Annotated in this window: 22 protein-coding genes; 14 read left to right on the plus strand and 8 right to left on the minus strand. The window is 66.7% G+C overall.

Going from position 1 to position 23,522, the window contains the following annotated elements; genetic code table 11:
• The first annotated feature begins 38 nt into the window (after nucleotides 1-38).
• The 4 genes from A8V01_RS11260 (at nucleotide 39) to A8V01_RS11275 (ending at nucleotide 3,057) form a co-directional block, all read left to right on the plus strand.
• Nucleotides 39-395: an HI0074 family nucleotidyltransferase substrate-binding subunit gene (locus A8V01_RS11260; protein WP_281256494.1), complete on the plus strand. Its 357-nt coding sequence runs from the start codon at nucleotides 39-41 to the stop codon at nucleotides 393-395.
• Nucleotides 392-700 (plus strand): nucleotidyltransferase family protein, encoded by a 309-nt coding sequence (locus A8V01_RS11265; protein ID WP_103095952.1) that lies wholly within the window; start codon nucleotides 392-394, stop codon nucleotides 698-700. Before A8V01_RS11260 ends, A8V01_RS11265 begins: the two co-directional genes overlap by 4 nt.
• 161 nt (nucleotides 701-861) lie before the next feature.
• Complete coding sequence (locus tag A8V01_RS11270; protein ID WP_103095953.1) at nucleotides 862-2,505, plus strand: mechanosensitive ion channel family protein; 1,644 nt, start codon at nucleotides 862-864, stop codon at nucleotides 2,503-2,505.
• A 210-nt stretch (nucleotides 2,506-2,715) separates the two neighbouring features.
• Nucleotides 2,716-3,057, plus strand: a complete 342-nt coding sequence (locus tag A8V01_RS11275; RefSeq protein ID WP_103095954.1) for a hypothetical protein — start codon at nucleotides 2,716-2,718, stop codon at nucleotides 3,055-3,057.
• Between the two features lie 400 nt (nucleotides 3,058-3,457).
• Here the strand turns inward: A8V01_RS11275 and A8V01_RS11285 are convergent, their stop codons facing one another.
• The 7 genes from A8V01_RS11285 to A8V01_RS11315 all read right to left on the minus strand — a co-directional run bounded on the left by A8V01_RS11285 (nucleotide 3,458) and on the right by A8V01_RS11315 (nucleotide 10,700).
• Nucleotides 3,458-4,135, minus strand: a complete 678-nt coding sequence (locus A8V01_RS11285; protein ID WP_103095956.1) for a flagellar hook assembly protein FlgD — start codon at nucleotides 4,133-4,135, stop codon at nucleotides 3,458-3,460.
• 12 nt (nucleotides 4,136-4,147) lie between these two features.
• On the minus strand, nucleotides 4,148-5,773 hold the full coding sequence (locus tag A8V01_RS11290) for a flagellar hook-length control protein FliK (protein ID WP_103095957.1): 1,626 nt from the start codon (nucleotides 5,771-5,773) through the stop codon (nucleotides 4,148-4,150).
• An 81-nt stretch (nucleotides 5,774-5,854) separates the two neighbouring features.
• A complete protein-coding gene (gene rfbC / locus A8V01_RS11295; RefSeq protein WP_103095958.1) occupies nucleotides 5,855-6,427 on the minus strand; it encodes a dTDP-4-dehydrorhamnose 3,5-epimerase in 573 nt (190 codons plus the stop codon).
• Nucleotides 6,424-7,809, minus strand: a complete 1,386-nt coding sequence (locus tag A8V01_RS11300) for an NAD(P)H-dependent oxidoreductase (protein ID WP_103095959.1) — start codon at nucleotides 7,807-7,809, stop codon at nucleotides 6,424-6,426. Before A8V01_RS11300 ends, rfbC begins: the two co-directional genes overlap by 4 nt.
• A 4-nt stretch (nucleotides 7,810-7,813) precedes the next feature.
• Complete coding sequence (rfbF, locus tag A8V01_RS11305) at nucleotides 7,814-8,587, minus strand: glucose-1-phosphate cytidylyltransferase (RefSeq protein ID WP_103095960.1); 774 nt, start codon at nucleotides 8,585-8,587, stop codon at nucleotides 7,814-7,816.
• Nucleotides 8,584-9,639, minus strand: a complete 1,056-nt coding sequence (locus tag A8V01_RS11310) for an NAD-dependent epimerase/dehydratase family protein (protein WP_342747376.1) — start codon at nucleotides 9,637-9,639, stop codon at nucleotides 8,584-8,586. The genes rfbF and A8V01_RS11310 overlap by 4 nt, the downstream gene beginning before the upstream one ends.
• Entirely contained in the window at nucleotides 9,636-10,700 is a 1,065-nt protein-coding gene (locus tag A8V01_RS11315) for a glycosyltransferase (protein ID WP_103095961.1), read from the minus strand. The genes A8V01_RS11310 and A8V01_RS11315 overlap by 4 nt, the downstream gene beginning before the upstream one ends.
• Nucleotides 10,701-10,826: 126 nt before the next feature.
• Here A8V01_RS11315 and A8V01_RS11320 point away from each other — a divergent pair, with 126 nt between their 5' ends.
• The 3 genes from A8V01_RS11320 (at nucleotide 10,827) to A8V01_RS11330 (ending at nucleotide 14,463) form a co-directional block, all read left to right on the plus strand.
• Nucleotides 10,827-11,933: an NAD(P)/FAD-dependent oxidoreductase gene (locus A8V01_RS11320; protein ID WP_245892427.1), complete on the plus strand. Its 1,107-nt coding sequence runs from the start codon at nucleotides 10,827-10,829 to the stop codon at nucleotides 11,931-11,933.
• Nucleotides 11,934-12,067: 134 nt separating this feature from the next.
• On the plus strand, nucleotides 12,068-13,093 hold the full coding sequence (locus A8V01_RS11325) for a glycosyltransferase family 2 protein (RefSeq protein ID WP_103095962.1): 1,026 nt from the start codon (nucleotides 12,068-12,070) through the stop codon (nucleotides 13,091-13,093).
• 140 nt (nucleotides 13,094-13,233) lie between these two features.
• A complete protein-coding gene (locus tag A8V01_RS11330) occupies nucleotides 13,234-14,463 on the plus strand; it encodes a DegT/DnrJ/EryC1/StrS family aminotransferase (RefSeq protein WP_146037238.1) in 1,230 nt (409 codons plus the stop codon).
• A 17-nt stretch (nucleotides 14,464-14,480) separates the two neighbouring features.
• Here the strand turns inward: A8V01_RS11330 and A8V01_RS11335 are convergent, their stop codons facing one another.
• On the minus strand, nucleotides 14,481-15,710 hold the full coding sequence (locus A8V01_RS11335; protein ID WP_103095986.1) for a glycosyltransferase family 4 protein: 1,230 nt from the start codon (nucleotides 15,708-15,710) through the stop codon (nucleotides 14,481-14,483).
• 352 nt (nucleotides 15,711-16,062) lie between these two features.
• Here A8V01_RS11335 and A8V01_RS11340 point away from each other — a divergent pair, with 352 nt between their 5' ends.
• The 7 genes from A8V01_RS11340 (at nucleotide 16,063) to A8V01_RS11370 (ending at nucleotide 23,487) form a co-directional block, all read left to right on the plus strand.
• The gene (locus tag A8V01_RS11340) at nucleotides 16,063-16,353 is read left to right on the plus strand and encodes a hypothetical protein (protein ID WP_103095964.1); all 291 of its coding nucleotides are present in this window, start codon (nucleotides 16,063-16,065) and stop codon (nucleotides 16,351-16,353) included.
• A 119-nt stretch (nucleotides 16,354-16,472) separates the two neighbouring features.
• A complete protein-coding gene (locus A8V01_RS11345) occupies nucleotides 16,473-17,825 on the plus strand; it encodes a polysaccharide pyruvyl transferase family protein (RefSeq protein WP_103095965.1) in 1,353 nt (450 codons plus the stop codon).
• The gene (locus A8V01_RS11350; RefSeq protein ID WP_245892428.1) at nucleotides 17,756-19,123 is read left to right on the plus strand and encodes a glycosyltransferase family 4 protein; all 1,368 of its coding nucleotides are present in this window, start codon (nucleotides 17,756-17,758) and stop codon (nucleotides 19,121-19,123) included. Before A8V01_RS11345 ends, A8V01_RS11350 begins: the two co-directional genes overlap by 70 nt.
• Nucleotides 19,120-19,992 carry a glycosyltransferase family 2 protein gene (locus tag A8V01_RS11355; protein WP_103095966.1) on the plus strand — a complete coding sequence of 291 codons (873 nt, stop codon included), beginning with the start codon at nucleotides 19,120-19,122 and terminating at the stop codon, nucleotides 19,990-19,992. Before A8V01_RS11350 ends, A8V01_RS11355 begins: the two co-directional genes overlap by 4 nt.
• Nucleotides 19,989-21,086: a glycosyltransferase family 4 protein gene (locus tag A8V01_RS11360; RefSeq protein ID WP_103095967.1), complete on the plus strand. Its 1,098-nt coding sequence runs from the start codon at nucleotides 19,989-19,991 to the stop codon at nucleotides 21,084-21,086. The genes A8V01_RS11355 and A8V01_RS11360 overlap by 4 nt, the downstream gene beginning before the upstream one ends.
• Nucleotides 21,083-21,994, plus strand: coding sequence for a glycosyltransferase family 2 protein (locus A8V01_RS11365; protein WP_103095968.1), 912 nt, complete (start codon nucleotides 21,083-21,085; stop codon nucleotides 21,992-21,994). Before A8V01_RS11360 ends, A8V01_RS11365 begins: the two co-directional genes overlap by 4 nt.
• Nucleotides 21,991-23,487, plus strand: coding sequence for a lipopolysaccharide biosynthesis protein (locus A8V01_RS11370; protein WP_103095969.1), 1,497 nt, complete (start codon nucleotides 21,991-21,993; stop codon nucleotides 23,485-23,487). Before A8V01_RS11365 ends, A8V01_RS11370 begins: the two co-directional genes overlap by 4 nt.
• Nucleotides 23,488-23,522: the final 35 nt, after the last annotated feature.

Genomic DNA, 23,522 nt, shown 5'->3' on the forward strand with positions numbered 1-23,522 from the left:
CTCCCCTCGCCCGTGCCGTGTCCCGCCTTGACTAAGGGCTGGCGCGCTATCTTGGCGACGTTTCGGACACGCAGATCCGCGATGGGCTGATCCAGCGGTTCGAATTCACTTATGACCTGTCGCACAAGATGCTGCGCCGCGCGCTTGAGGAAAACGCCGCGAACCCCGAAGAGGTCGACCGGATGAGCTTCCCCACGCTGGTCCGCACGGGGATCGAACAGGGCCTTGTCGGCGGCGGTGCGGGGAACGACTGGCCCGCGTGGCGCACCTTCCGCGAAATGCGCAACATCACCTCGCACACCTATGACGAAGCCAAGGCGCTGCAGGTGGCAGAAGCGATCCCCGGCTTTCTGGCCGCCGCGCGCGATCTGCTGGGCCGACTTGAGCGGGGATGAACGGCCCGCTTCACCTGACGGACGCCGAACGGGCCGAAGTGCTGCGCATTCTGGCCGCGCATCTGCCGCCGGGCACGTCGGCAAGGATCTTCGGCAGCCGCGCGGGCGGTGTGCCCAAGCCGTGGTCGGATCTTGACCTTGCGCTTGACGGGCCGCAGCCGCTTTCGCTGGCCGCGATGGCCGAACTGGCCGAGGCGTTCGATGAAAGCGCCCTGCCCTTCAAGGTCGATCTGGTCGATCGCCGCACCGTCAGCGACGCATTCGGCGCGATCATCGATGCAGGCGCGGTGCCGCTGGCGGGATAGGGGCCGCGCTGTCTTGCAACCGTCGCATTGGGCGGGCATTGCGGGGGGCATGAGCACGGGTCGCCGCGCGTAAGGCTCGCATCTGCGCATATCCGTTGGAAATGCGTGGGGCTTGCGTGTCTGGAGCCCCCGTCCGACGACCGGCAGGAGACTGTTTCCCGATGTTGCGCAAGGTGGCCCGTTGCTGGGCCTTGCTATGTTTCGCGCTGATCGCGCCGCTGGCCCCGATCCAGCTTCAGGCGCAGATACTGCCCACCCCCGCCGCCGAGGAATCGAAGGGCGCCGAAACCGAGGCCCCTGCCGCGCCGCCGGTCGATCCGTTCGGGCGTGAAACCCCGCGCGATGCGGTGTCCGGCCTGCTGTCCGCACTGGCGGAGCGCGATTACCCGCTGGCCGCCAACTACTTCGACGCGCGCTCCAACGGAGAGCAGCTGGCGAAGGAAATGCAGGCGGTGCTGGACGCGGGCGGCACGCTGCTGCCGTTCGGGGCGCTGTCCGATGATGCGGCGGGCGTGCTCGACGATGGATTGAAGCCCGATCAGGAGCGCGTGGGCGACCTTGGCGATGCGGACAAGACGCCGATCCTGCTGACCCACGGCACCAACCGTTCCGGCGCCAAGGTCTGGCGCATCGCGCGCGAGACGAGCGCGGCCGCGCACACGATGCAGCCCAAAACGAAGCAGGCCGAAGACGAAGGACCGGAAATCGCGGGCGCATCGCTGGAAGACTGGCTGCGTTTGCTGGGCATCGCCGCGCTGGTGTTCCTGGGATTCCAGCTGGTCAATGCCGGCATTCTCTTCGCGATGCGGCGGGTCATCGCGGACCGGGACAACAGCGGCGTCTACCGGCTGACGCAGGCGGCGATGCCGCCGCTCAGCCTGTTCTTCGCCTCTGTCGTCTTCACCATCTGGGCCGGTTCGATGCCGGTATCCATCGTCGCGCGGCAATTGCTGCTGCGCTATGTCGGGGTCTTTGCCTGGGTGGCGCTGGCCTGGTTCCTGTTCCGCATGGTGGATTCGGTGGCCGGTCTGCTGATCAGCCGCATGGTCGGGCAGGAGCGGCGGCAGGCCGTTTCCGTCGTGACCCTGATGCGCCGCGCGGCCAAGATCCTGCTGCTGTTCATCGCCGTGGTCGCGGTGCTCGATACCTTCGGGATCGACGTGACGACGGGCGTGGCCGCGCTGGGCATCGGCGGCATCGCGCTGGCGCTGGGCGCGCAGAAGACGGTCGAGAACCTTGTCGGCTCGGTCACCCTGATCGCCGACAAGCCGGTGCAGGTGGGCGATTTCTGCAAAGTCGGCGACGTGACCGGCACGATCGAGGATATCGGCATCCGGTCCACCCGCATCCGCACGCTGGAACGCACCGTCGTCACCATTCCCAACGGCGATTTCTCATCCCGCCAGATCGAGAACTACGCCCAGCGCGACCGCTTCCTGTTCAATCCGCTGATCGGGGTGGAATACGGCATCGGCTCTGCCAAGCTGCTGGAAGCGGTGGAACTGATCGAGGGCGTGCTGGAACGGCACGATCGCATCATCAAGCCCGGCGCCCGCGCGCGGTTCAAGAATTTTGCCGCCAGTTCGCTGGATATCGAAGTTTTCGCCTATATCGAGGCGGCGGATATCGATGAAAGTCTGGTGATCCGGCAGGATCTGCTGCTGCTGATCTTCGCCGCGCTGGAACAGGCCGAAGTGGGCATCGCCTATCCCACCAGTACCGTCCATCTTACCCCGCACAAGGCGCCGGTGGAACGCCCTGCCTCGATCGTGGTGGACGATGAGGACAGCCCATCGCCGGGGTGATCGGGATTAAAATGTGACAAGGCGGACCGAGGATTTATCAACGGCTTATTGCCTTTTGCCGGCTTTTAAGATCGATTGCATCGTATAGTGTCCGTCCCGCAGGTCGATTGGTGAATAATCCATTCACGATCAGCCTGCGGGGGTCGACCTTACTTCTCGGGTCAGGGGCAGCGGGCCGAAGCAATTCGGGCCGGTACTTTGAGAGCGCGGATGGCGGATAATTCAGGTTGGGGCCTGGGCGCTGCAGGTGATGCAGGCGCGCGGACCTCGGGGGCGCAACAGGAATACTGGTTTTCGCTTAGGCTGCGGGTCGATGCACCCGCGCAGCTGTGGCAGGCGGCCGCCTTGCGCTGCCTCAGCCAGTCGGACTTGTCTCAGGACGAAGTCGAAGACCTGATCGGCCCGATCGAGGACCCCTCCATCGCCGACTGCCTGATGATGCTTGCCCTGCCCGAACGTATCCCCGGCTGCACCCGCCTGGACACCACCCTGCAACCCGTCGCAGCGGGCGAACCCGCCCCGATGCAGGAATGCCGCGACGCGGTGGAGTAAGCGCGCGGTCCGAGCAGATGGGAAGGTCTGATTTGGGTGGATTGCGGTCAGACTGCTTGATAATCTCCAACGATGGATTTCTCGGTCATCTTGGTGTTGCCCATCGCAGCGCTCATTGCGTTTATTACCTGCATTGTAGCGGCGGTCGCATCACATTCGAGACCACGCCTGATCTGGCCCTGTGCTCTGTCGGTACTGTTGACCGCTCCCATTTTTGTAGCCTTTCCCTCGGATGCGCTCTTCGGCGTCTGGGCTATGACGCTTTTTGGTCTCTCGATTTGGGCAGCGATGGGAACGGTGATCGGAGCGCTTTTTGCTAAGCTGGCCGTCGCTGTGACCCGTCTTTTTAGGACCAGTTGAACGTCCAGCTTGGGGCGTCTCCAGAAAGTCCGCTTCTCCCTCAATCCTCGGCCACTGACGGCGAGGTCAGCGCCACCAGCCCCGTGGCCGAGAGGCGGATGCCGTTGACGCCGAGCATGATGCTGGTGCCGTCGGTCACCACGTCATCCACCACGCCCACCGAATTGATCGTGGTGTCGAGGCTGGACCCGTCCGCTGCCACTGCGCTGATCGACAGGGTGTAGGCGCCCGCGGCGGCCTTGGTGCCGTCGGTCTGGGTGCCGTCCCATTCGTAGGTGCCCTGCGCTTCGCTGGGGTCGAGGGTGACGGTGGCAACGGTGCCGCCCAGCGCGTCCTTGATCGTGGCGGTGACGGTGGCGGGGGTGCCGTCCACGTAATAGGTCCACTTGGCGGGGCTGTCGCTAAGGCCGGCCACGGGGCTGTCGAAGCGCGCCTCGCGTCCGATGTAGCTGGATGCCTGCGCCATCTGCTGCGACAGGAGCTGGCTGAGGATATCGTCCAGCTTGCCGGTCTGCTGGATTGACTGTTCCACCTGCGAATACTGCACCAGCTGCTGCGTGTATTCCGACGTATCCATCGGATCGAGCGGGTCCTGATTGGTCATCTGCGTGGTCAGCAGTTTCAGGAACAGGTTGTAGTCGCTCAGCAGGCTGGTCGACGCGGCGGCCGTGGTGCCGGAGGTGGCGGAGGTGGAGGCAGTATCGGTAACGGTTGCCATTTTCGTGCTGCCTTATGCCATGAGATCAAGGTTGCCGCTGCCGCGCAGCGAGCGGAGGATAGGGGCGGCGTCTTCCGGGGTGCCGGTGAAATCGGCGCCTTGCGCGCGGGCGGCGGGACGGTGCTGGCCTCCACCGTTTCCGCCCGAGCCGCCGTTGCCGAAGCTGCCGCCCGAACTGTCGAACCGCAGCGATTGCGCATCGGCCCGCACGCCCGCATCGCTGAGCGCGCGGTCGAGATGGACGCTTTCGCGCCGCAGCATGTCAAGCGCGGCGGGCTGGTCTGCCGAGACGACGGCGCGCAGGGTGCCGTGATCGTCGAAGCCCATGCGCACGTCGATCCGTCCCATCTCGCGCGGGTCGAGCCGGATCAGCAGCGCATCGCGCAGGCCGTCCGGCCCGCTGTCCAGCGCCCGCGCGATCGCCACGCCCACATCATTGCCGAAGTGGCCCGCGCGCATGGAGACGCTCGCCTCTGCCGCAGCCGGGGGCGATGATGGCGCAGCGGTATCATAAGGCAGCGCGCCGGGATGCGTGGATGCGTGGACCGGCGCGCGCGCGGCGGCAGCGTCCAGCGTCTGGCTGAACAGCGAGGCCGCAACGCGCGCCTCGGGGGCATGGGCGGTGCTGTCCTTGGCACTGTCATCGGCGTGCGCGCTTGCAGTTTGTGCGGACGTGCCGGTCATGGCAGGCGCAGCGGCCAGGGCGGCGCGATCCTGCGGCGCGGCTTCGGCGGGTGCCATAGATGTGGGGGCCATTGATGCGGGGGTCATTGATGCGAGGACTGGCGCGCTTACCGGCGCAGCGATCACCGCCAGAGCAGAAGCGGTTGCCGGAGCGCTGGCGGGCTCGGCGCGCTCGCTGGCGGCGGTCCTGTCTTTCGCGGGCCGCGCAGGGGCCGGGGTTCCGATCGTCGCCTCGGGCTGGGCCATCGGGCTTTGCACGGCGGCGGATGGCATGAGCGAAACCGCAACCGCTGCCGAAGCGGGCGCCGTCACCTGCTGCGGGGGCGCAGAGGTGGGGTCCGGGGCCGTGGAGGCGGAAGGGTTTTCGGCACGCGCCGGCTTCTGTCCGGCCCTGGGTTCCGCCTTTGATTCTGGCGCAGGTGCCACCTCAGGCGCGAGCGCTTCGATCGCCGGTGGCGACGCGTCTGTCGGCTTTATCGGTAGTGTGCTGGCGGGCGCGACTTTGGCATCAGGCGCGGCGGGCATTTCCGGCGCGGTGATTTGAACTTGCGCTTCCTCAACCGGGATGGCGGCTTGAGGCGCAGCGGCGGCATCGGGCGCTGCGGTCAGGGCCGGGGTCAGGGCCGGGGCCGGTGTCAGGGCCGGTGTCAGGGCAGGCGCTTCGCTTGGTGCGGCGGTCGGGACGGGGGCGGGCGGCGTAGGCAGCGCGGGGGCAAGGCCGGTCGCGTCGATGGCGATCGGCAGTGCGCTGCGGTCGGAAGGCATGCTTGTGCCTGTCGCCGCCGGATGCGGGGCCGGTTGCGCTAACGGTTGCGGGCCGATACCCGTCTGCGCCTGGGCGAGAGCGGCAAGGAACGCCCCGCCATCGCCCTCTTGAACACCCGGCAGGGCGGCAGGCGCGGTCGCGCCCGGCGCGGCGATGGTCGGGGAAAAGGGCATGACGGGCGCGGGCATCGCTTCATCATAGGACGCTTGCGCATCGGGCGGTCGCGCGTGCAATCTTATGAGCGCCGCCGCAGGGTTTTTCCGCCCCGTTTACACCGCCATTTCGTGGCAGGTGATGCGCGGATCGGTGCGCGGGTCGTCGAGCAGCGGCCAGTTGGCGTCCTTGTCCGAGATCACCGAGACGGGGAACGGCCAGTCGATCGCCAGCGCCGGATCGTTCCACCGCAGGCCGCGCTCTGCCTCCGGGGCGTAGGCGGCGGATACCAGGTAACTGACCTCCACATCGTCGGTCAGGGTCTGGAAGGCATGGGCGAAGCCCTCGGGCACATAGAGCTGGCGGCGGTTCTGCGCGCTCAGTTCGAAGCCTTCGTGCTGCAGGAAGCTGGGCGATCCGGGGCGGATGTCGACGATCACGTCAAGGATCGCCCCGCGCACGCAGCGCACCAGCTTTACTTCGCGGTGTGGCGGCAACTGGAAATGCATGCCCCGCACAGTGCCCCTTTCGGCAGAGGTGGACATGTTCTGCTGCACGAACGTGGTGACCAGCCCTTCGGCCGCGAATTCTGCGGCGCACATGGTCCTTGCGAACACGCCCCGTTCGTCGCCGCGCTGGTCCAGCTCGATGAGGCGGGCATCGGCAAGGGTGGTGCGATGAAATTTCATGGGGTGCTCTCCACCAGTTCGGGTCGGGACGGGAAATGTTCGCGCTGCTGGGCGTAGAGGCGATCGATCAGGCGGTCCGGCGGGAACACCACGTCGTCGAACGTCAGCGGCGTGTCGCGGGGCACCGGACGGCGTAGCCGGGTGCCAAGCGCCAGCCCCACCGGAAGCAGCCCGGCAGCTTCGATCACATCATGGTTCTCGGCCACGCCATAGACCTCGAAGCCCCCGAAGTCCGCGATCAGGTCACCCGCGGCAAGATCCTGCTTGGCCAGCGCGATCACGCCCACTTTCGGGCCGCCCATCGGAGTCAGCACCGGATCGCCGAACAGCGCGGCGCGGGCGATCGAATTGGGCACTTCGAAATGGCAGAGGTGATAGGGCGTATAGAAGCAGTAGTACGGCCCCTTCCCCAGCTTGTAGAGATCGAGGAAATGCTGCTGGCGCGGGTCGTCGTGCGTGCCCAGCACGAAGACGCCCGGCCCCGGTCTTGCGCCGACGACGTAATCCACAAGCCCCGATCCGGCGCCGCTGTTCCCCCCGTCCCCGGCCTTGGCCCCGTCCCCGGCCCCGGCCGCATCGAGGGCCTGCGCAAAGGCATGGATGGTCTCTTCCAGCGGGACGAGCGGGGCCGTGGGATCGCCGCCGGAGAAATCAGGGCCGATCATGCCGCGCCGCGCCACCCGGAAATCGCAGCCGTTGGCGACGATGGCCTGTTCGAAAGAGATCTTGGTGCCATCGGCGAAGCTGGCGACCATGGCCGGCTTCTGCCCCCAGCGCGCGGCGAAGGCGGCCTGCGTCTCCGGGTTGCGGTAGGGGTCGTGCAGGCCCTTGATATTGCCCGCAAGCCGGGGCGTTACCCCCAGCCCGCGCACGGTTCGCACAAGGTTCATCTGCACGCCGGGCTGATCGCCGTCCGAGAAGGTGTAAAGCACACCTGCGCGGTCGGCGTGGACTTTCAGGATCGGCCCGACCGTCCCGTCGAGTTCGGCGTTCATGTGGACGACATGCTTGCCCGCCGCAATCGCGGCCAGCACCGCACCGGCGGCATAGTCGACCGATCCGGTCACCTCGACCACGACGTCGACCCCGTCTGCGGCCGCCAGTTCGAAGACGTCATCGGTGGCAACCGGGGTGCCGGCGGCGATCGCCCGCTCGATGTTGCGCAGGCCCGCGGTCATCACCGGCTCGCAGCCCGCATCGGCCAGCGCCTGCCACGCCTTTTCCGGGTGGCGATTGGCGACGCCGACAACCTTCATGCCCGGTGTCGATCGCACGATCTGCCGGACGATCGCGGCGCCCTGGAAACCGGCGCCGATCACGGCGACGCGGATCTGCCGCCCTTCTGCCTCGCATGCGGCGAGTGCGGTATCGACAAGGATCACAGGCTCAACTCCATACGCGCCATTGCGGACCGGAGGCCCAGAGATCTTCGAGCAGGTGCTTGTCGCGCAGCGTGTCCATGCTCTGCCAGAAGCCGGTGTGGGGATAGCTGGCCAGCTTGCCGCGTTCGATCAGCCGGTCCATCGGTTCGGCTTCCAGCACGGTGTCGTCGCCGTCGATGAGGTCCAGCATCTCGGGTTCGCAGACGAAGAAGCCCCCGTTGATCAGGCCGCCGTCGGCCACGCCCTTTTCCCGGAAACCGGCCACGCGCGCGCCGTCGTCGCTCAGGCGCAGCGCGCCGAAGCGGCCCGGCTGCACCACTGCGGTCAGGGTGCACCAGACATCGGAACTGCGGTGCGAAGCCACCAGCGCGTTGATATCGACATTGGAAAGGCCATCGCCATACGTGAGGCAGAACGTTCCGCCATCAAGATGCTGGCGCGCGCGCCGCAGTCTGCCGCCGGTCATCGAATTGCTGCCGGTATCGAGCACGGTGACGCGCCAATCCTCGGCGGCACTGTCCGACCATTCGACCTGGCCCTTGGCAAGATCGACGGTGAAGTCGCAGTTCGCCGTGCGATAGCGCATGAAATAGTCGCGGATGTAATCGACCTTGTAGCCGCCAAGGATCACGAAATCGCGCAGGCCGAAATGCGCATAATATTTCATGATGTGCCACATGATCGGGCGGCCGCCGATCTCCACCATCGGTTTGGGCCGGACGGTCGTTTCTTCGGTCAGCCGGGTGCCGAACCCGCCGGCCAGAATGGCAACCTTCATGCGGCATCCTTCCAGTAGAGGCCATCGTCGAGCCGCCCCTCGGCCCGGTGGCGGGCCAGTTCGTGCAGCCGGATCAGCTGCGAATTGCGGTAGTCGGCGTTGGAAAAGCCGATCGCCTGAAGCCCGCTTACCAGCGCGCGAATGGAAGCCCGAAGGTCCATCAGGGGCTGGTGATCGGGCGCAAGGCCGCGATAGAGGCTGAAATCGACCTTGTACGAACGGCTGTCCGCCGGTGCATCATGGTTGATCGAAACTTGCGTGCCCGGCAGCGCCTCGGCCACGGCCTGGGCCAGTTCCGACACCTGATAATTGGCCTCGTCGCGCCCGGCATTGACGGCAAGATAGCGCCCGCCATCGGCGGCATCGCGCGCCACTGCCCACTCTATCGCGCGGGCCATGTCGGTGGTGTCGATCAGTGGCCGCCAGGGCGAACCGTCGCTCAGCACCGTGATGCGTCCGGTCGACAGCGCGCCCGCCACGAAGTCGTTGAGCACAAGGTCAAGGCGCAGGCGGTCCGACATCCCGCAGGCCGTGGCAAAGCGCAGGCACGTGACGGTCATGTCGCCGTCCAGCCCGGCCAGCCCCTGTTCGGTGCCGATCTTCGACAGGGCATAGGCGGTAATCGGGTTGAGCGGGTCGCTCTCGCGCCGGGCGGGGCCTTGCGCGATGCCGTAGACGCTGCAGCTTGATGCAAAGACGTAGTTGCGCACGCCTGCCGCCGCGGCCATCCGGGCCAGCGCCAGCGACGAATCCTGATTGATGGAGCGGGTCACTTCGGCAAAGGCATCGCCCATCGGATCGTTGGAGATCGCGGCCAGTTGCACCACCGCGTCGCACCCTTCGACAAGGCTTTCGGGGATTTGGCGCACGTCGCCGAAATACTGCGCATCCAGCACCCGCTCGGGCAGGGCGCCGCCGCCCGAAAGGCAATGGGCGAAATAGCCCGTATCGAAGCCGACGATGCACGCATCGGGCCAGGCATGGCGAAGCTGCCGGATGACGGCGGGGCCTACGTAGCCCATGTTTCCTGTAACAAGAATGCGCACATTCACCTCCCGATCTGCAGGACGTTGGATGGCTCGGCCATGATGGCCGGGGGATGTTCCGGCGGGTGTTCCGCCGAGTGCGGCGCAGGCCCTGCGCCAGTCGCGACGGTCAGCCTGCTGCGCAGGTCGTCGGACAGGAATTCGATGCCGGTCTGGTCGAAGCTTCTGGAAAAGCGCGCTTCGTCCGGTCGGAAGAAGAAGCCTGCCACGATGCCCCGGCACAGGATCGTCGCCTTGCCCACTTTCCCGCGCGCCGTCAGTCGCAGCGCATGATACAGCCGCCCCCGCGCATGGCGCATCGCGGCGCGCCGGGACTGGTGGGTCAGCATCCAGTAGATCGTGTTGCGTTCGAGAAAGCGGAACCAGGCAAGCCGGGGTCCGGGCGGTTCGCGCCGGATATCCAGCATGCCGGGCTGGGCACGCACATGCGTCACTTCGCTGCGCGCGACGAGATATCCGGGCTGCTCGCGCGTGACGCGCAGGGTGAATTCGGAATCCTCTCCCCAGATGAACATCGAACCGAGCGGATATCCGTGATCGTCGAAGACCCGCTTCGGGATAAGGATCGACACGAAAGTGGCCCGCCGTACCGGCGCAAGACCGCGGCCAAGCTGCAGCGGCCAGTTGGCATAGTCGAGCGCGTTGCGGGTCCGGTCGATGTCCGGCACGTTGGTCAGCATGCCGTTCGGCGCGCGCGCCAGCGACAGTACGAACGGCGGTGCGAAGCCCTGTTCGTGCAGCTCGTCTCGGGCCGCCAGCAACTGCTCCAGTGCCTGCGGTTCGGGGATCACGTCATCGTCCATCAGCCAGATGTGATCGGCACCCGATGCCACCGCGAGCCGGGTGGCCAGGTTGAACCCTCCGGCAGCGCCCGTATTCTCCGCAAGCCGGCAGACGTCGACGTCCGGATAATCGGATTGCAGCATGGACGTGGAATTGTCCGAACCGCCATTGTCGATAACTAGAATATGAGAAACGGCAACGGTCTGAATTCTTATTGCATCCAGACAACTTTTAAGAAGATCGCGTCGGTTGAACGTGAGGACGACTGCGAAAATGCCTGCCATTTCACATTTCCATCACCTGTTTTCACGATTTCGACTACAGCTTTGCGCATATGCAAAAACGGGTCAACGGACGAAAGGAGGTACTTCGTTAGTGTAATGGCCCCCCACCGGAATTGAGGATACCCCATGGGGATGATGCAATTCGACTGCGCCATCATCGGAGCCGGTATCGTGGGCCTTGCGATCGCGCGGGCGCTTGCGAACACGGGAATGTCGGTCGTCCTGATCGAACAGGAGGGCCGCATTGCCGGGGGCATCAGTTCGCGCAACAGCGGGGTTATCCACGCCGGGATCTACTATCCGCCGGGATCGCTGAAGGCCCGGCTATGCGTGGAGGGGCGCGAGCGGCTTTACGACTTCTGCGCCCGCGCCGGTGTGCCGCACCGCAAGGTCGGCAAGCTGATATTCGCTGCCGGTCCCGAACAGTCTGCCGAACTGGATCGGCTTTCAGCCAATGCGGCCGCGGGCGGGGTCGACGATCTGGTCCGGCTCGATGCAGCGCAGATCCGCCGGATGGAGCCCGCGCTCGACAGCCGGGACTGCCTGTTCTCTCCGTCCACAGGCATCGTCGATGTGGCAGCGCTTGCGCTTGCGTTGCTGGGCGAGGCAGAGGCATCCGGCGCGCTGCTGGCGCTGCGCACGCCGGTAGAGCGTATCGAGCAGGCCGCCGGCATCTGGCGCGTCCACCTTGCCGAAGAGGAAGAGCCGGTCGAGGCGGCATGGGTGGTCAATTGCGCGGGGCTGTCCGCCGTGGCGCTGGCCGGGACGATCGAGGCGCTCAGCCCCCCTGCCCTGCCCGTCATGCGTTATGCCAAGGGGGTCTACTTCGCCTATTCGGGCCGTCATCCCTTCAACCATCTGGTCTACCCGCTGCCCGAGCCCGGAGGACTGGGGGTGCATCTTACGCTGGACCTTGACGGAGCGATCCGCTTCGGCCCGGACGTAGAGTGGATCGATGCAGTCGATTATCAGGTGCCCGCCGACCGGCACGCCGCATTCGCCACCGCCGCGCAGCGCATCTGGCCCGAACTCGATCCCGATCGGCTGCATCCAGACTTTGCAGGCGTGCGCCCCAAGATATCGGGCAAGGGCCAGCCCAACGCCGATTTCGTCATATCCGGGCCGGAGGATCACCGCCTGCCGGGCCTCGTCAACCTGTTCGGCATCGAATCGCCGGGCCTGACCTCCTCGCTGGCGATCGGTGAGCATGTACGCGGCATGATCGTGCACTAAGGCCCTAATGAAATGAAATGCGGTCCTGAAAAACGGAAGAAAACGCAAAGTATGGACCTGGAATATAAAGCGCGAACATAATCAACAACGTCACCTACCGGCGGGTGAAGTGACATCAGTACGTGAGGGTGCTCATGCCTTTGTTGTCTATATGCATCCCCACCTACAACCGGTCGGCCTGTCTTGCCGAACTTCTCGACAGTATCGCGGCGCAGGATACGCCGGATCTGGAGGTGGTGGTGGCCGACGATGCCTCTCCCGACGATACCGTAGAGGTGATGGGCCGCTATGCAGGCAGGTTCGCGCACTTCGTCCCCATGCTGCAGGCGCGCAATGTCGGCGTGGACCGCAACATCGCCGCTGTGACCGCGCGCGCGACGGGGGACTATATCTGGCTGTTCGGCGACGACGACAGGCTTGAACCGGGCGGTATCGGGCGCGTGCTGGCGGCGCTTTCGCGCTGGCCGGACATGATCGCGCTGACCGTCGGGGTCGTGGACTATGATCCGACGCTGCGGAATATCACCGGCATCCGCCGCATGCCGCCCACGCAGCACCTTGTCGGTGCCGGGGCGGCGTTCAGTCGGTTCGCGGAGCTGCTGGGCTATATCTCGGCCACGCTGGTGCGCCGGGCGGAGTGGAACATCGCGGCGGCCGATCCACGCGCGGTGGCGATGACCAATCTCTATTCGCAGGTCTACATCGCCGGACTTGCGGTGGGCGCGACCGGCGGGTGGGGCGTGCTTGCGGAGCCTTGCGTGAACTTCCGGTCCGGCAATGACCAGCTCAAGCGCCGGGTCGGTTGGCTGGAGCGCCTGCGCATCGACGTGCGCGGTTACGACGAGATCGCCCGCCTGCTGTTCCCCGATCGCCCGGCGGTGCAAAGGGCGGCGGCGCGGCGCGTGTTCGACACGCATGTGATCGCCCGCATCGTCAACGCCAAGACCGAAGGCGCAAGCGGGCAGGAGATCGTACAGGCGGCGCGCTACTTATGCGGGCGCTACGCATCGTATCCGTCTTACTGGATCAAGGGCCTGCCGCTGCTGCTGGCCCCGCGAAGCCCGGTCCGCGCGTGCCGCAGGGCCTATCAGCGCCTGTCCCGCAGGTCGGGCGTTCACCGGGCCCGGCAATTCTGTGCGGACGCCGCGAAAGCCTTGTAAACTTCACGCAGGGAGTATGTGTCATCGGCCTGTTCACCTCCATCGTGCGCCATACCGCCCCGGCTGACGAGGGCGAGGCTTTCAGCGATTTCGGGCAGCTGCGATCCTTTGAGGGGGCCAGGACGGCGGCATCGGCAAACTTGATCCCCGGCCTGAACCGCGGCCTTATCCCCGGCGCCCTGCGGCACTTGCTGGCCTACGAACCCGTGCTGCCGACAACGGACGCGCTTGCGCCCTATCTTCGCCAGATCGACCGGTCGCGGATGTATTCGAACCAGGGGCCGCTGGTGAAGGGGCTGCAGCACCGGCTTCAGACGCTGCTGGGCATCGGCGAGGGCACGACGGTCGCCACGAATTCGGGGACCGGCGCACTTGTGGCCGCGATCCTTGCCCATGCGGGAAGCGCAGATCCGGCGCGGCCTTATGCCATCTGCCCTGCCCATACCTTCGTGGCGACGGCGCTGGCGGCGGCGCAATGCGGCTATCGGCCATGGCTGGCAGACGTCTGCGAGGATAGCTGGACGCTCGACCCGGATCGTCTGGCCGACCATCCGATGCTGCATCAGGTGGGCCTTGTGGTGCCGGTCTGCGCTTATGGCCGCCCGCTGGATGTGGCGCGCTGGGCGCGGTTTCAGGCGGCCACCGGCATCCCGGTCGTCATCGATGCCGCCTCTGCGGTAGAGGCGCTGGTCGACGGCACGATGACGTGCCACCCGCAGATCCCGATCGCGCTCAGCTTTCATGCCACCAAGGTGCTGGGCTGCGGCGAAGGCGGCTGTGTGGTCTTGCCCGACCCCGCCCTCCTTGCCCGCGTGACGCAGACGACGAATTTCGGCTTCATGGGATCGCGCGATTGCCAGTCCGTCAGCTTCAACGGCAAGATGAGCGAATACCACGCCGCCGTGGCGCTGGCCGAACTGGATGGCTGGGCCGCCAAGCGGGCCGATTTCGCCCGCATCGCCAGAACCTATCACAGTGCCTTGCAACAGGCGGGGGTGGCGATGGATGCGCTTGTTCTGCACCCGCAGATCGCGTCGAATTATGTGCTCTATCGCTGCGCCGGGGGGGCGATGGCGGAGCATCTGCGTCTGGCGCTGGCCGATGCCGCCGTCGAGGCGCGGTTCTGGTATGGCGGCGGCCTGCATCGGCACAGCTACCTGATCGACGCCCCGTGCGACGATCTGCCGGTGAGCGAGCGTCTGTCGGCAACGCTGCTCGGCCTGCCGATGGGGGCGGCCATGACGGCAGGCGATGTGGCCCGCGTGGTCGCGGTGCTGGTTGCGGTGCTGGTCGGTGCGCCTGCGTCGGACCATCTGGCGCAGCCGGTATGGGACAGGGCCGCCCCCATCCCCGCGTCCGTCCCCGCCTGACGGCGCCGGGACTTCCATTACGCGGAAGCGGCGTAGCCCTCGAAGTCCACGTCGTCTAGCGTGGCGGGCTCGTCCAGCAGGCATGCGCTGCCCAGCGCCGAGGCGCAGACAAGGGCGGCCTGATCGCTCCAGCTCCAGTTGTCCGAATGAGCCCAACCCGCAGCGATCGCGCGCGCCCTCGCAGGCGTTTCGTCGATCACCGAGCGGACGGCATCAAGGATCGAATCGACCGAGGCCGGATCGCAGTACGCCGCCCCGCGCCCGCAGCGTTCCCAGATGGCGGGAATGTTGGACACCACTGCCGGGCAGCCGAAATGGGCCGCTTCCGCGGGCGGCAGCGGGCAGGCTTCGTAAAGCGAGGGGAACAGCAGAACCCGCGCGCCGCGATAGATCTGCGCCAGCTGGCCGGGGTCGTTGATCTGGCCGATCAGGTGGATCCGGTCTGCAACGTCGGCGGGAATCTCGAAACGGGGCTTGCGCATGATCCGGCCCGCCGTTCCGACGAAGACGGAATGCAGCCCGTCCTCCCGCGCCAGCCGGATCGCGGCTTCAAGGGTGCGCGGGAAGTTCTTGCGAAGCGAAAATGAGCCCACGTAAAGCCCGTAAGTATCGGGCAGCGAAGGCACTTCACCGAACCGGGTCGGCTCTCCGCGCCACCCTCCGTTCGGCGCGACGACGATCGGCGTGGCAGGCCCCATCCGGACGAGCCGTTCGCGCTCGGTCTGCGATACCGTCAGGATCGTGTCGGCGCGCCGCATCATCACCGGCAACATCAGGCTGTGGCCCATCCGGTAGGCGCGCTTGTAGGCGCCGGGAAAGTCGAGGAACGAGACGTCGTGGATCATCACCGCCACGCGCGTGTCGCGGTCCAGCAAGGCGCGGATCGGCGCGCTGTTGCCCAGGGACAGCAGGGTGCCCCCCGATGCCCGCTTTGGAAGCGACAGCTGTTCCCACAGCACCCCGCGCATCGTGCCGATCGTCTCTACGGTGATGCGTTTCGTCGAAAGTCGCTGGACCCAGGGCCCCGGCGGCACCAGCAAAGTGACATCGGCCGCAAGCCTCCCCCTTTGCAGCAGCCGGTCGATTTCGAAGACGATTTCCCGCGCGGCGCGCTGCACCCCCGTAGTCTGCTGCGTCAGGAAGCGTCCGTTGATGTAGAGCCGGGGCAAATCCCGCGCAGGTGCTCTTGTGGCAACCCCTGCGCCGATGTTTGCTGGCGTGAACGTGGCAAGCGGCCTGGAAGCCATGGTCATCATGGTTCCGTTTCCCCCCTTTGTAGCGCGCCGGATATATTGCCCGACTGTAACAGGCATTATCCTTCACCTATTGCGACCGCAGGTCCAAGGGCTCCAAAGGCGTACCCCGAATTCGCCTTGCGACATGCAAGGCGGACCCGCGCATTTCTGCGGAAATCTGCGGTCTGACGGGGACTGCATGCAGTCAGGCTCGCCCCTTGTGAACCCCGCTGGCCAGGGCATCCGCCAGAGGGGCTAGAATGGTCGCCGCCCGGCTCTCCAAAGGGATCAATCCATCATAGACATGGCGGCGCGCCCGCGGTGCGCTGAATTTGTGTGGGTACTTGTGATCTCAAGGTGGACCATGCACGACCCCTCTTTTCTGACGCGCACGCTGACATGCATCGGTGGCGCGACCCGCAGCGACGGGATCGGCCCAGGCGAAATCGACTATCGCGACCTGTCGTCGATCACGCATGATCTGACCGCGATCTATGCGCGGATGATCGGTCTGGGGCTTCCGGCCAGCGCGCTTGCCTCTGCCATGCTGGGGGCAAGCGTGAACTTCTACGACTGCTTCGGCATGATCGAGCAATTGCCCGAACTGCTGCGCCTGCTGGCCGACCGGATCGAATTCGATGGTCATCTGTGTTGAGAGGGGGAAACGTCCTACCCCCAAGGGAGCCCCCCCCTTTTGCGCCCTTCGTGAGCCCGGCGTCGTCCCATAGGCTGTCGGTCGGCACGTAGCCGGTTCGCGCAAGGCAGGGACACTCCATGCAGGCCATTGACCCGACGTTGTTCCAGAGATCTGCGCAGGAGCCGGCAAGACACCGTGTCGCCATCTTCAACGTCAAGTTCAGTCCCAATCTGGGCGATGGCATAATCGCCGAATGCCTCGAAGGGGCACTGCGCCGCGCCGATCCGCGTCTGGACCCGGTCTCGATCGATCTGGCAGGCCGCACGGAATACAGCCCCCTCCACGGTCGCCGCCGCGCACGCGTGCTTTCGATCATGGAGCGGATGCCTGCGCCGCTGCGCGCGCTGCTGGTTCCCGCCGTGCTGATGCTGCTGGTGAAGCTGCGCTTCGCCCCACGCTGGCGGCACGAGCTGGCCGGGTGCGACAGTGTCGTGGTGGGCGGGGGCAATCTGTTTCAGGATGTGGACCAGAACTTCCCGATCAAGATCGCGGCAGCGCTGAAGCTTGCCGCCGCGCAGTCGCTGCCGGTTGCGGTCGCCAGCGTGGGCGTATCGGGCCGGTGGTCGGCGGCGGGCGCACGCCGGATCGTGACGCAGTTGCTGCGCACGCGCCTTGTCAGCGTTTCGGCCCGCGATCTCGGCTCGGTCGCCACCTGGGGGCTGGTCATGAGCCCGTGCGGCGTCACCCCTGCCGGCTATGCGCCGGACCCTGCCCTGCTGAGCGCGCGGCAATATGGCCCGAGGCCGCAGGCCGCTTGCGGCGGTACCGGCGCGGTAGGACTGTGCATCACGGCGCCGATGGCCCTGCGGCTGCACCACGAAGGCACCCATAACGACGACGTCATGGAAGCGTGGTATTACACGGCCGCACGCGAACTTGTGCAGGCGGGCAGGCGCCTTGTCCTGTTCACCAACGGCAGCCCGGAAGACCGGCTGTTCCGCGACCGGCTGCGGCTTCGCCTCGAAGGTCAGCCCGGCATCGGCTTTGCGCCGGACTTCGCCTGCCCGCGCGAACTGGCGCAATCTCTGGCCGGCTTTGAATGCGTGCTGGCGCATCGCCTGCACGCCTGCATCGTCGCCTATGCCTACAAGGTTCCCACGGTCGGCTTTGCCTGGGACGCCAAGCTGCGCAGCTTCTTCGAACAGACCGGGCGGGGCGAATTCGTGGTCGATCCGCGCAGCACATGCCCGATGGACCTGCCCGACATCGCCGCGCAGGCCATCGTCAGGGGCGTGGACGGCACCACCCATGCCGATCTTGTCGACCGCGCGGCGCGCGCCATCGATGGGCTGGCCGCCAGACTGGTCTCCAGCGCGTCGATGGCGCGGCCCGCGCATCCGCCCGCGCCCCCGCCCGCGCATTGGCCCGATGGCGTGCCGATGCCGGCAGCTTCCCCGATCGCTGGCCCTATCGCTGCGGCATCACGATGATGGACCGCATCGTCATCATCAACGATCTGGCCCACCCACGCGGCGGGGCTTCGCAACTGGCGCTGGATTCCGCCGTCGCATTCGTCCGGCGCGGGTATCGCGTGACGCTGCTGTGCGGGTCCGACGGCAACGAGAGCCTTGAACGCGAAGGTATCGAAGTGGTCGCGCTGGGGATGAGCCGACTGCTTGAAGGCAATCGCGCGCGGGCCATGATGGAAGGGCTCTACAACAAGCGTGCGGCAACCATGGTCCGCCAATGGGTGACGCGCAACGATACCCCGCGCACCGTCTACCACGTCCACGGGTGGTCGCAGATCCTGTCTCCGGCGGTGTTCAGCGCCCTCCTGCCGGTGCGCGGACGCATGATCGTCCACGCGCACGATTTCTTCTTCACCTGTCCCAATGGCGCGATGTTCCATTTCGGGCGGGACGCACCCTGCGCGGCGCGGCCGATGGGCCTTTCATGTCTGGCCTCCGCCTGTGACCGGCACGGCATCGCGGCCAAGGGCTGGCGCGTGGTGCGACAAGGGCTGCAGAACGGCGTGCTGGCGGACTACCCGCCGCCGCTGCTGCTGATCCACAACGGCATGGCGCGCTATTTTTCACGCTCGGGGCTGAGCGCCACGGACATGACGGTGCTGCCCAACCCGGTCCGTCCCTTCACGCCCACCCGGATCGAGGCGGAGCGCAACCGCGCCGTCCTGTTCGTGGGCCGCATGGAAGCGACCAAGGGCATCGACCTTGCCGCCGAAGCCTGCCGCCGGGCCGGTATGACGCTGATCGCGGTCGGCACCGGCGCCATGCTGGCCGACCTCAGCCAGCGTTACCCGGAAATGGAGTGGGTGGGGCAGCAGGAACCCGCCGCAATCGCCCGCTTCGCCCGTCGCGCCCGCCTTGCCGTCATGCCGAGCCGGCACATAGAGCCCTTCGGCCTTGCCGCGGTAGAGGCGCTGTGGAGCGGTTTGCCCGTCATCGCATCGCGCGATTCGCTGATCGCGGATGACATCGTTGCCGCGCAGGCCGGGCTTGCCGTCAACCCGCGTGATCTTGACGGATTCGCAGCGGCGCTGGCTTCCCTCTCCGGCGACGATACGCTGACCCGCCGCATGAGCATCGCGGCCCACCAGCAGCTTGGCGCGATCGCGCTGTCGCCCGAAAGCTGGGTCGAGGCACTGCTCGATGCCTATCAGGGCTATCTCGATCACGGCCGTCCGGGGCTGTTCGCGGCCTTGCGGCGGCGGCGGGAGGACGCATGGGCCGAGCCTGAACTTGCCGTCACCGTGGCCGGAGGAGCATGACTTTGCGCATCCACGTCGTTTTCGCCACTGTCGGCCGCGCGCAGTTGCTTGCCCGAACGGTGGACCATCTGGCCGACCAGACCCGGCTGCCCGACGGGGTGATCATCTCCGCGACATGCCCCGAGGACGCACAGGGGCTTGGCCGTTCCCGCATCGCGACGAAGCATGTCTATGGTGACAAGGGGCTCTGCCGTCAGCGCAACCGCGCCTTGCGGATGCTGGAAGGCCAAAGCGACATCGTGGTATTCCTTGACGACGATTTCGTCCCCCATAACGATTACCTTGCCGTGATCGAGGAGACGTTCCGCGCCGATCAGGGCATCGTCGGCGCCACCGGCGACCTGCTGGCCGACGGCATCCACGGCGACGAGATTGCCTTCGATGCCGCCCGCGACGCTCTTGCCCGCCATGCCCTGCCGCAACAGGCCGCGCTGCGCCCGCGCAAGGCGCTTTACGGATGCAACATGGCGATCCGGCTGACGGCGACACAGGACTTGTGGTTCGACGAGGCGCTGCCGCTTTATGGCTGGCAGGAGGACATCGACTTCACGCACCAATTGCTGGACCGGGGGCGGCTCGTCTCAGGCGCGCGCCTTGCCGGTATTCATCTGGGCACCCGCAGTGCGCGCACTTCGGGCAGGCGCCTGGGCTATTCGCAGGTCGCGAACCTGGTCCACTTGTGGCGCAAGGGCACGATGCAGCCGGGGCTCGGCCACCGGTTGCTGGCGCAGAACCTGGCGTCCAACGCGGTGCGCAGCCTGTTTCCCGAACCGCATATCGACCGACGTGGCCGCCTGGTCGGCAACCTTATGGCCCTGCGCGACCTTGCGGTCGGGCGGATCGATCCTCGCCGGGTGGAAACGATGTGAGCGCAGTGCAGCCGATCTATTTCAACGGCAAGTTCTACGGCAGTGGTCTCAACGGCGTTCATCGCGTCGCCGACCGGCTGATCCGCGAATGCGACCGCCTGCTTTCGCAGTTGCCGCCAGAGCTTCGCCCCCCCGCCTATCTGCTGGCCCCCAAGGATGCGGACTGGATTCCGCCGCTGCATTCCATCGAACGGCGCGACTATGCGCGCACCGGGCAAGTGTGGGAACAGGTCGTTCTGCCCTGGGCCGCCCGGAACGGCATTCTGGTCAATCTGGCCAACCTTGCCCCGGTGATGCATCCCAACAAGATCACCATGATCCATGACGCGCAGTTCCTGTTCACGGACTGCGGCTATCCGCTGCGCCAGCGGATCGGCTATCGCTGGCTGACCCCGCTGCTGGGCCGGTCGAGCCGGGTCACGCTGACCGTATCGGAATTCTCGCGCCGGATGCTGGACCAGTACGCGATCGCGCGCGCGGACCGGACGTGGGTGATCGCCAACGGAGCCGACCATATCCTCGACACCCAGGGGAGCGCAGACCTGCGCCAGTCGCTGGGCCTTGCCGAAGGACGCTATGCGGTGATGTTCGGCAGCCGCAAGGCATACAAGAACAACGCCACGCCGTTCGCCGCCTTTGCCTCGGGCGCGATGGAGCACACCCGCCTTGTCGTGATCGGACCGGATCGCGCCAGCCTGCTTGCCGCCGGTCTTTCGCCGCCGCCCGGCACGGTCTTTGCCGGAAGGCCGGGGGACGCGCAGCTCAAGGGCCTGCTGGCGGGCGCGCTTGCGATCCTGTTCCCCTCGCGCACCGAAGGGTTCGGCCTGCCGCCGCTGGAGGCGATGCTGTGCGGCTGCCCGGTCATCGCCAGTCCGGCAGGCGCGATACCCGAAGTCTGCGGCGACGCGGTGCTTTATGCCGGGACCGACGACCCGGCGCAGTGGACCAGCGCGCTGGAACGGCTGCGCAGCGATCCGGGCCTGCGTGCAGACAAGATCGCGCAAGGCCGCCGGCAGGCTGCCGCCTTCACCTGGAATGCGGCAGGCGCCCGGCTGATGGCGGTCATCGAACATCTGAGAGGAGAAGCGGCGTGACGCTGACGCAGGCCCGCCCCGGCATTGACCTGGTGATCCCCACCTACAACCGGCGCGCCATGTTGCCTGCGGCCCTCGACAGCGTTCGCGCGCAGACTTTGCCGGTCAGCCGCATCATCGTGGTCGACGACGGTTCGACGGACGGCACGGTCGAATGGCTGCGCGGCCTTGCCGCTCGTGACGATCGCCTTGTGCTGGTGGAGAACAGGCACGGCGGCGCGAACCGCGCCCGCAACGCCGGGATTGCAGAGGCCCGCGCGCAATGGGTTGCGTTCCTCGATTCCGATGACGCGTGGGAACCCGAAAAGCTGGAACGCCAGTTCGCCCTGCTGGCCGATCGCCCCGATCTGGTGGCGCTGTTCTGCGGGTTCCGCCTTGTCGGCGCGAATGTCGAGATGATCCATCGCCCGCGTGACAACCCCTCGCTGCTGGACTTGCGCTGCGCCAATGCGCTGGGCAGCACATCGGGTGCGGTGGTGCGCCGCGATGTGCTGGACAAGGCGGGCGGATTCGATCCCGGACTGCCCAGTTGCCAGGACTGGGACTTGTGGTTCCGCCTGCGCCGGTTCGGGCCGATGGGCGTGGTGCGCCTGCCGCTGGTGCGTTTCAACTGCGGCCCGCATGAACGCATTACCACCAGCATGGACAAGGTACTGTCCGGCCACCGTGCCATCTTCGCCAACCTTCTGGCCGATGTCGACCGGGCGGGAGAGCGGGCGCGGATAGCGGCCCAGCACAAGCTTGTAGAGGCCGACATCAAGCGCCGCTTCGGAGAAAACACCGCCGCCTTCGGGCTGGTCGCGCGTTCTTTCCTGCAGGCTCCCAGCAAGCGCGCGCTGGCGGTCGCCTGGCGCACCGCGCGCGGGATCTGGCGTGACCGCGCCCGGCGGGAGGCCCGCGCCGCATGAGCAAGACAGTCGTTGCGCGGGGCGCGGCGGCCCTTGGCGCAACACGCGTGGCCACCAATCTGGCTAACCTTGCCGCGCTGATGGTGCTGGCGCGGCTGCTGACGCCGCAGGATTTCGGCCTCGTTGCCATCTGCTCCACGCTGATGGGCATACTGGTGGCGATCACCGAGCTGTCGGTGGGCTCTGCCCTTGTCCAGCGCACGGCGGTAACCCGCGCGCATATCGACAGTGCGTGGACGATGTCGCTGCTGCGCTCTGCGATGATGGCGGGCGGCGTCGCGCTGGCCGCGCAGCCGCTGTCCTGGCTCTATGGCGATGCGCGGCTTGCCCCGCTGTTCGTGCTTTCGGGGGTGACCGCGGCGCTGAGCGGGATGACCAATCCGCTTGTTGTGCTGCGCACGCGCGAACTCAGCTTCAGGCCGATGATCGCGCTGCAGATCGTGCAGAAGCTGTCCGCGCTTGCGATATCGATCGTGCTGGCGCTGTGGCTGCGCAATTACTGGGCGATCGTCGTGGGTTCGGCGATCGGCGGTTTTCTGGGCACTGCGGCCAGCTACGCCGTCGTCCCCTATCGCCCGCGCCTGACGCTTGCCCATGCCCGCGACCTGCTGGGGTTTTCGGGCTGGCTGTTCTTCGGCCAGGCGCTCAATATCGTGAACTGGCGCTTCGATCAGCTGATCATCGGCCTGTTCCTGCCGCCTGCGCAACTGGGCGCCTATTCGATGGCCGATACCATCTCCGCCATCCCGAGCCGGGAGGCGACCACGCCGCTGATTCAGGCCCTGTTCCCCAGTTTCGCGCGGATGCAGGACGATCGCGAGCGGCTGCGGCGGGCCTATCAGACCGCACAGGGCGCGATCGGCATCATTGCCCTGCCGGTCGGGATCGGGCTGTGCCTGCTGGCCGATCCGGTGGTCCGCCTGACGCTGGGGCCCAAGTGGCTGATGGCGGTTCCGCTGATCGAGGTTATCGGATTTTGTTATTCCATACAGACACTTGTAACCGGCGCGCGGCCGCTGGCCATGGCGCGCGGAGAAACGCGGGCGCTGTTCGTGCGCGATGCCGCAGGGCTGGCGCTGCGCATTCCCTGCGTCACGCTGGGCATGATCGGGTGGGGGCTGATGGGGCTGGTCTGGGGGCGATTGCTCTGTGCCGTGATCGGGCTTGCGATCACCGGGGCGCTGGTGACGAAGCTGACCGGGCTTTCCGCGCTGGAGCAGCTGCGCGCCCATGGCCGCACGATCACGGCGATGCTGGCGATGGCCGCGATCGTGCTGGCGCTGGACCACCAGTTGCTGGCGCTGGGCGCGCAGCCGCTGGTGCGCATAGTGCTGCTGGCGCCGTCTGGCGCGGTCACGTATCTGGGCGTGCTTTACATGCTCTGGGCGGCAGGCGGACGGCGCGCCGGGGCCGAGGCGGAGCTGCTGGGCCTGCTGAGGGGCATGGCTGAAAGGTTGCGCAAGAGCGCCGGACGGCGCACCGCCCCGCACTGAACGGCACCCAGACGTACCCTAACCGCACCCAGACG

Source organism: Novosphingobium guangzhouense, assembly GCF_002896965.1.
GTDB lineage: Bacteria > Pseudomonadota > Alphaproteobacteria > Sphingomonadales > Sphingomonadaceae > Novosphingobium > Novosphingobium guangzhouense.